This window comes from Burkholderia sp. Ac-20384, assembly GCF_017104605.1.
GTDB lineage: Bacteria > Pseudomonadota > Gammaproteobacteria > Burkholderiales > Burkholderiaceae > Burkholderia > Burkholderia lata.
Genome location: NZ_JAAGPE010000334.1, coordinates 1 through 9,041 on the forward strand (window position 1 = coordinate 1; position 9,041 = coordinate 9,041).

Sequence of the window (9,041 nt, forward strand, 5' to 3'; positions counted from 1 at the left end):
CCGGCGCGGCGCGCTGCGCCGTCGCGCGCCACGCGTCGGCGACACGGCCGAGCGCGAGCCACGGCACGAGCGATGCGACACCCGCCAGCGCCTGCAGCACGACCGCCGCCACGAGCGGCACCGCGAACGGCCGCAACATCGAAAGCAATGGCCCCTTCATGCGGCACGCACCAGCAGCATGCCGAGCGTCGCCGCGGATGTGTCGCTCGGCGGCTGCTCCGGAAAACCGAGCTGCATCGTCAGTTGCTGCCAGACGCGCGTCACGTCGATGGTGCGCTGGTTGCACGCCTGCAGCCCTTCACCCGACACGAGCCGGTCGACCGCGCGCACGGCCGCTTGCGGCCAGTTGCGCGCGTGAATCGCGCCCCACGTGTCGCGCGCGTCGTCGCAGATCTGGACGCTCGGCATGTCGCTGCCCGTCGTGTCGCCGAAGATCGGGAACAGCCCGTTCTCGTCGATCTCCGGTTCGCGCAGCGCGGGGGCCCACCACAGCGGGCCGTGCGGCGACGCGAGCGTCCACGTGCCGGCGTCCGTCGTCAGCGTGATGCCGAACAGCAGGCTCATCCGGCCGTCGTCGGCCGCCGCCATCTCGTTGTGCACGCGCAGCGACACCGGCGTTGCGGCGAGCACCATCGCGCATTCGCGCATCGACGACAATGCCGGCCCGATCGGCTCGACCGACCACGGGCCCACGCCCTGCAGCGCCGCCGCGAGCACGTCGAGCGCCGCGAAACTGGCCTGCACCGAGCACACGACGTCCGCATGCACCGGCGCACTCGTTTCGCGCAACCGTCGCGCGACGGCGATGAAGCGCGAGACGACCGGCAGGTTCGGATAGAAGCTGTTGAGCAGGCAGCGGCGGCCATGACGCGACGCAGTGCGCAGCACGCGATCCCATTCGTCGGGCAGCAGCGGATGCTCGATCACCACGTCGATCCCGCGTTCGAGCAGCCGGCACGCGAGCGCAGCCCCGTCAGCGCCGCGCGCCGCGCCGCCGACCGCGACGCATGCGACGCGCACGTCCTCGGGCAGCGATTCGGGAGAGTCGAACACGGGTGCGCCGACACGCGCGGCCAGCGCGGCGGTGCGCACACTGCCCTGCCCCAGGATGCCCGCGACACGATACGCGCTGGACGCAGCGAGGCCCGCCGCATAGAACTGGCCGAAGCGGGAGCCGGCGACGACGACCGGCAGCGGATGGACCTTCATTGCGCCTCCTTCAGGCGGGTATCGACGAACGCGGCATTCAGGCAGTCGAAATGACCGCCGGGGATATCGACGGACGTGATGCCGCCGAGCGCCTGCGCCGTCCAGTATTCGGTGAGCGCCGCGCGCTGCTGCGGAATCAGCGGGTTGCAGCGCTCCGGCACGAACAGCCGCAGCGCACCTGCATACGGCGCGTCGCCCGCCCAGTGGCTCGCCTGCACCGAATGCATGAAGAGCCGGTACAGCCGTTCGCGTTCGTCGAGCAGCGGATGCGCGACCTCGTCCTGCATCGACAATCCGGCGGCGGCACGCAGCACGCGACTGCGCAATGCATCGAGCGGCTCGCAGCGATCGCCGAAGATCTCCAGCTGCGCCTGCAGGCTGCCGGGCGCGAGTCGCGCGGGGTCGGCCTTCAACGCGTCGGCGAGTGCGTCGGCCAGCACGTACGTTTCCGGAAACCCGAGCGCGTCGAGCGGCAGCCCGAGCGTCGCCGCGAAGTTGAACAGCACGAGCCGCTCGTCTTCGATCAGGTACGGAATCCGGAAGCTCGACACGATGTCGAGCGTGCGCACTTCGACGCCGAGCTGCACCAGCGACTTCGCCATGTCGAGCGCGACCAGCCCGCCCGAGCAGTAGCCGAGCACGTCGACCTCGCGCACGCCGGTTCGCCACAGTGCGTCCGCATAGCGACGGCCGAGCGTCGCGTTCAGGTGGCGTGCCGGCACATCGAGATAGTCCTGCGCGTCGCGCACCGCGAAGCCGAGCACCGGGCCGAGCCGCGCGAGCGCCGGCATGACCGGTCGATACGCATGCACGGTGCCGAGCCCTTCGTGCACGATCACGCGCGGCACGCCCTTGCCCGGTGTGAGCGAAATCGGTCGCACGTCGGCACGCACGCGGGGCGCGGGTGCGTGGATGACCGCCGACGCGTGCGCCGTGCGCATTGCAGCCGGTGACGTTGCGGCCGACGGCTGCTCACCCGCATCGCGCAGGCATTGCGCGAACGCAGCGGGCGTCGGTTGTGCGAGCACCCAGCGCAGCAGCCGGTCGAACGGATGCGCTTGTGCGAGCGGCTCCTCGCCACGCAGCCTCGACACGAGCTGCGCGATCAGCAGCGAATCGCCGCCAGCCGCGAAGAAGTCCTGATCCGGCGTGACGTTGCGCGTATCGAGCACGGCTTCCCACAAGCCGATCAGCCGCGCCAGCAGCGGATCGGCGGCGGTCTGCGTGTCGGCTCGCCGAGCGGCTGCCGGTTCCGGTTCGCGGATGTCGGCGATACCGGCCAGCGTACGGCGATCGATCTTGCCGTTCGCGGTCACCGGCAGACGGTCGAGCACGCGTAATTGCGACGGCACCATGTAGCCCGGCACGCGCTCCGCGACGAACGCCAGCAGCGCGTCCGGCGCGATGCGCGCCGCGCCGCGCTTCACGTGCGCGAGCAGGATGTCGTAGCCGAGCGCATCGAGCGGCGTGCCGGGTGCCACGCAACCGAGCGCGCGATCGCCGCCGTCCGACTGCAACCATTCGAGCCACTGCGCGCGCGGCACGAACAACCGCGCCGACTCGGCACGTGCGTCGTTCGGCGTTTCCATCATCAGCCCCTGGCTGATGCTGATCTCCGGATGCTCGGTCGTCAGTTCCTGGATCACCCACCACGCGTCGGCCGCCGACAACGCACGCAGCCCGGCGATCAGTGCGACCGTGTCGCGCGCATTGTTCAGCGCGCCGGAGCTGATCGTGACGTCGATCGAATGCGGCGCGATGCCCTGCGCGTCGAACGGCGCGTTCATGTCGAACCGCACGAACCGCATCCACGGATACGCGGCAAAACGCTCGCGCGCCGCTGCAAGGAAATAGCTCGACACGTCGCTGAACAGGTAGTCGATCCGCGCGCCCGCTTCGACCAGCGGTGCGAGCGCGTCGACGATCGACCGCGTCGCCGCGGCCGTGCCCGCGCCGATCTCCAGGATGCGCCATGGGCGCTGCGGCTCGCGCGCAACGATCGCCCGCACGGCCTGCGCCATCCCGTTGTGCAGTGCGTGCGCATGTTCGCCGTCGCTGTACATCGCGTCGGCGATATGCGATGCGCCTTCCGGGAACATCAGGCCAGCCGGCGACACGCTGCCGTCCACCTGCACGTCGATGCATCCTGCGCTGTCGCGGAAGTAGTCGACGAGAACGGTCGGCCACAGATCCGGCGACGCATCCTGCGCAAACGCGTCCCAGCATGCGTGCGCATCGGCATGGCCCGCATCGGGCCGCAGACGCCAGCCGCCTGCTTCGGCATCCGTGTGCAGCACGCCGTGCTTGTCGAGCATCGCGAGCCAGTGGCGCAGCAGATGCTGTCGCGCCGCCGGCACGCGCAGCCGTTCGCACAACGTCGCGAAATCCGTCGCGGCATCCTCGGTCAGCGCGCCTGCCGGCACGATCCACGCGGCCAGCGATGCAACGCAGGCGGCTTCGAGCTGGGCGACCGACCGGGCCACATCTGCCTGTTCAGGCCAGCGCGCGGTGTCAAACGCCGTACGCACGTGCTTCGCGATCTCTTGCAGCGCGTCGTCCTGCGTCGACGTCGAAGGCTCCGCGCCGTGCAGCGACGCGAAGCTCGCGAGCCGGCGCTCCGCGCCTTCGCCGAGCACGATCGTCGCGGCCGCGCCGACGAGCGGATGCGCGGTCAGCGCCGCATCGATCTCGGCCAGCTCGATCCGGTAGCCGCGGATCTTCACCTGATCGTCCTGCCGCCCGAGGAACTCGAGCGAACCGTCAGCGCGCACGCGGCCAAGATCACCGGTGCGATAAAGCCTGCGCCCGTCGCGATGACGGATGAAGCGTTCGGCCGTGCGCACGGGATCGTTCGCGTAACCGGTCGCGAGCCCTACGCCGCCGATATGAATCTCGCCACGCACGCCGGGCGGGCACGGCCGGCCGAGTGCGTCGAGCACTTCCATCGTCTGCCCGGTCAGCGCGCGGCCGTACGGAATGCTGGCAAGCTGCGTGTCCGCAGGATGGATCGGATGCTCGATCGACCAGATCGACGCCTCGGTCGCGCCGCCCAGGCTGAACAGCGCGCTGTCGGGCCAGCGCCGCCACCAGCGCGTGGGCAGCGTCACCGGAATCCAGTCTCCCGACCACAGCACGCGGCGCGGGCCCGGCACGTCGAGCGCCGGTTCGCCTTCGAGGTAGTCGATCAGCATCTGCCCTTGCGCGGGCACCGAGTTCCACAGCGTCACGCGATGCCGCACCATCAGCTCGGCCCAGTGCGACGGATCGTTGCCGCGCGCCGGATCGGGCAGCACGATGCACGCGCCGCGCGCGGTCGCGCCGAAGAAGTCGTAGACGGACAGGTCGAAGCTCAGCTCGGCAAGGCCGAGCACCACGTCGCCGTCACCGACTTCGTGGCGCGCGCTGATGTCGGCAAGCGTGTTGCACACGGCCGCGTGGCTCAGCATCACGCCCTTCGGCTCGCCGGTGGAGCCCGACGTGTAAATCACGTACGCGAGCGCGTCGCCGTCGAGGTCGCGCGCGGCACGCGGCGGCCATTGCGGATCGATCGGCAATGTATCGATATCGATGCGCACGCAACCGTCATGTTCGAACTCGAGCGCCTGCACACTGACGACCGCACGCACCCGCGCATTGCGCAGGATCGCCTGTTGCCGCAGCGCCGGCTGGCGGCTGTCGACCGGCACGTACGCGGCACCCGCCTGCACGATCGCGAGCACGGCCGCGAGCTGATGTGCGCACTTCGGCATCAGCACGGCAACGGTGTCGCCCACGCCGACGCCGGCCTGCTCAAGCGAAGACCGCAGCGCCGCCGCATGCTGCGCGATGTCGCGATACGTGCGCGCCCCTTGTGCATCGATCACCACCGGCGCATCGGGCGTACGCAACGCCTGCGCGGCGAAGCCGGCCGCGATATGCGTATCCGCATCCGGATGGACCTCGGCAGCTGGCACGGCGGACGGCAGCACGGTGTCACCCTCGCGCGACCACCATTCGGCATCCGCAGCGAGCCGGCCCAGCAGCGCGACGTACGCATCGAACATCGCCGCGGGCATCCCGTCCGGAAACAGGTCGTCGCGCACGTCCCAGCCGATTTCCAGACCACCGAACTGGTCGGTCACCTGGCAGTCGAGCCAGACTTGCGGCGTCTGACTGATCATATGGAGCGGCGGTTCGGCCCGGCCCGCGTGCTCGCCAAGCAGGCGGCCCACGCTGCCGATGCCGCTCGTGAACACCACCGGCATCAGCGCGGCATCCTTGCCGCGCCGCCGCGCGAGTTCGCGCATCACGTCGACGCCTGTAAACGCGCGATGGTCGAGGTCGTCGAACATCCGTGCGCCGATCGTGCGGGCGCGCTCGACGAAATCGCGCCCGTGCGTCGCGTCGACAGCGAGCAGGCTCAGCGCGGTGAAATCGCCGAGCACCGCGTCGATGCGCGGATGCACGGGCGGCCGGTTCAGCACCGTCAGGTTCAGGCAGAACGCGGGCGACTGGCTCCAGCGGCCGACGACCTCGGCGAACGCGGCCAGCGCGACACTGGCCGCGCTCAGCCCGAAGCGGCTCGCGTAGCTGCTCAGCGCGGCCCATTGCGCACGATCGAGCCTCGCATGCCGGTGCGTGAAGCGCGGCCGCGCATCGGACTGCATCGCGGGCACCACCGGCAGATCGGGCCGCGCCGGCAGATCGTCGATGCGCGCAAGCCACCACGCCTTGTCGCGCGCATGATCGGCACGCGTGCCGGCGTGGGCTTCGTTGACGACGTAATCGCGGAACGTCGCGTCGAGCGGCTCGGGCTGCCATTGCGGATCGTCGTAACGCCGCCGCCATTCGGCGAGCAGCAATTGCAGGCTCGCGTAGTCGATCAGCGTGAAATCGACGGACAGATGCAGCACCGCGCCATCCGGCCCGAGGCTCACTTCCGGCTGCAGCACCGGCCAGCGGTCGAGCGCGTGCACCGCGTGGTCGAGACGCTCGCGCACGCGCTTCACGTGCGCGTCGAATGCGTTCGCATCGGCTTCTCGCAGGTCGTGCACCGCGAGCGGCTGCCAAGGCACGTCGGGCAGCACGCGCTGCCATGCGTTGTCCTCGACGATCGCGCGCAGCATCGGATGCCGCGCAACGCACGCATTCCACGCGGCCTCGAAGCGCACGCAGTCGAGCTTCGCCGGTTCGCCGTATTCGACGTACAGATGGCACGCATTGCCGCCGAACTCGAACGATTCGTGCCGGCCGAGCACATACGCGGCCTGCACCGGCGTCAGCGCGAAGCGCTCGTGCCGGCGCGCCGGATCGCTGCGCCACGCGCCGTCCTGCAGGAAGCGGACGAATGCGTCGCGTTCGGCCTTGATGCGCGCGGCGAGATCCGCATCGAGCGCGCCGGCCGGCGCGCGATAGCGCAACTGGCCGCCGTCGTCGCACCACAGTTCGATCTGGCGTTCGCGGCAAAGATCGAGCACGTCATCGAAGCTCACAGCACGCCCTCCTCGATCGTTGCGACCGGCGCGTCACCTTCGGCCTGCGAAGCCGGTGCGGCCGGCGCCGCCTCAGCGAGCTGTGCGGCAAGACCCGCGAGCGTCGGCTGCCGATAGAACGCGGCCATCCCGACCCGCACGCCGAGCCGCTCACGCAGTTGCGCGAGCAGGCGTGTCGCGAGCAGGCTGTCACCGCCGAGCGCGAAGAACGTCGCGTCGCGTGCGTTCGCCGGGCGGCCGAGCGCGTGCTCCCAGCACGCGAGCAGCGTCGCCTGCCGTTCGTCTACCGGCACGAACGCGTCATGTGCGGCGGGCGCATCGCCGAGTGCCCGAGCGAGCGCATCGCCTACCGCTCGCCGATCGATCTTGCCGTTCGCGTTGAGCGGCCAGCGCGCGATGCACCACAGCGCATCGGGACGCATCGCGTCAGGCAACCGGTCGCGCAACCAGTCGGCCAGCGCCGCTTGTTCCGCCGGTTCGCCGACACGGTGCGCATCAATGCACGCAAACGCGGTCGAACGCCAGCTCCGCGATGCTTCCAGCGCAAAGCCGCACGCGTGTGCCGCCGACGCCAGCGCATCGTGCACAAACGGCCGCGGCAGTGACGCATCGCCCATCACGCCCGCAACGAGCTCACGCAGCGGCGAATCGCGCAGCACGTCGGCAAACAGCAGGCGGCCGTTCTGCGCAAGCAACGCTGCTGCGATTCGGAACGTGTCTCGCGGATCGTCGCGCAGGTGCGCGGCCGCGAAACTGATCACGCAATCGAACCGGCCGAGATGACGGGCGGGCAGCAGGCCGTCCTGTATCGCCTGCAACGCCGGCATCGTTTGTGCAAAGTACGCCTGCGCGTTGTGCAGCAGACCAGGCGACGCGTCGAACAGCGTCACGTCGAAGCGCGGATCGTCGAGCATGCCGAGCCCCGCATCGAACCATTGCCCGGCGCGCGCGTCGAGCACCGCGACCCGCAGCGTTCCGGTGCGCGCCGCGGCCTGGGCCTGCAGCGCAGCGCCAAACTCGCGCAGCGCGCGTGCGCCATCCGGCAGACGCGCCGCGAACGCCAGCGGCGCGATCCGCGGATCGAGCGGCACACGCTGCGCGGCGCCTTCAGGATCGGCAGCGAGCGCGCGCAGCGATCCGGTCAGGTCGTCGAGATCGGCGGCATACCAGTCGAGCAGATCGAGCGCGCCGTCGACGGAAATCGATACGTCATCCTTCGCATGCCAATGCGCGCTCAGCGACGGCGGCAAGCCTGTATCGCCGTCGAGCAGCCGATCGGCTAGCGCGCGCGCAACGGCCGCTTCCGCGTGCACGGTATCGGCAGCGTCCGCTTCCGCGAACACGGGTGAGGACAGCATTACATCCGATGTGCGATCGGCCGGTACGAACGCCGCCGCGATACGCGCGGCTTCGCCGCCGACGACGCTCGCGCACGCACCGTCGATCAGCGGATGCGCGGCCAGCGCGGCCTCGATCTCGCCCAGCTCGATCCGGTGCCCGCGCACCTTCACCTGGCGATCCTCGCGCCCCAGGAATTCGAGCGTGCCGTCGGGCCAGTAGCGGCCCCGGTCGCCCGTGCGATACCAGCGTCCCGACGCCTGCTGCACGAAGCGCTGCGCGGTCAGCTCGGGATCGTGCCGGTAGCCACGCGCGAGGCTGTCGCCGCCGATCAGCAGTTCGCCCGGCACGTAATCCGGTACATCGCGGCCAGCGGCATCGATGACCCGATAAGCCTGCCCCGGCAATGGCCGGCCATACGGAATCGAACGCCAGTGCGGCGGCACGTCGCGCACCGTCTGCACGTTCGACCAGATGCCCGCCTCGGTCGCGCCGCCGAGTGCATGGAAAGCACAGGCGTCGCCGCACCGTTCGCGCAAGCGCGCCGGCAGGTCGCGTGCGATCCAGTCGCCGGACAGCAGCGCCGCGCGCACGCTGCGGCACGCGTCGGCCGCGGCCGGCACCGCCAGCGCCATTTCCAGCAGCGCGGGTGCCGAATTCCACAGCGTCACGCGATGCTGCGCGATCAGTTCGATCCAGCGCGCCGCGTCGCGTGCGTCGTCCTGGGTCGGCAGCACGAGTTCGGCACCGGCACCGAGCACGCCGAACAGGTCGTACACCGACAGGTCGAAATCGAGCGCCGATACCGCGAGCAACCGGTCTGTCGGGCTCACACCGAGCAGCGCATCGATCGCATCGATCGTGTTGAGCGCCGCTGCGTGCGTCATCTCGACACCCTTCGGCACGCCCGTCGAGCCGGACGTGTAGATCACGTACGCGGTGGCCTGCGGTGCGACCGCGAGCGGCGCGGCCAGCGGTTCGTGCCGCATCAGCGCCGCGACGCCGAAATGCGGCAGCGGCGCA

Annotated in this window: 3 protein-coding genes; all 3 read right to left on the minus strand. The window is 70.3% G+C overall.

Translation table 11 applies throughout. From position 1 onward, the window contains the following. Positions 1-156 precede the first annotated feature (156 nt). Positions 157-1,209: a Gfo/Idh/MocA family oxidoreductase gene (locus G3O00_RS36180; protein ID WP_206145869.1), complete on the minus strand. Its 1,053-nt coding sequence runs from the start codon at positions 1,207-1,209 to the stop codon at positions 157-159. Then, the gene (locus G3O00_RS36185; protein ID WP_206145870.1) at positions 1,206-6,680 is read right to left on the minus strand and encodes a non-ribosomal peptide synthetase; all 5,475 of its coding nucleotides are present in this window, start codon (positions 6,678-6,680) and stop codon (positions 1,206-1,208) included. Before G3O00_RS36185 ends, G3O00_RS36180 begins: the two co-directional genes overlap by 4 nt. Then, on the minus strand, positions 6,677-9,041 hold a 2,365-nt coding region (locus tag G3O00_RS36190), incomplete at its 5' end, for an AMP-binding protein (protein ID WP_206145872.1). The genes G3O00_RS36190 and G3O00_RS36185, both read right to left, overlap by 4 nt.

Bases quoted from the DNA above. Each gene is read 5' to 3' on its own strand.
- G3O00_RS36180 (WP_206145869.1), bottom strand. From the start codon at position 1,209: ATGAAGGTCCATCCGCTGCCGGTCGTCGTCGCCGGCTCCCGCTTCGGC.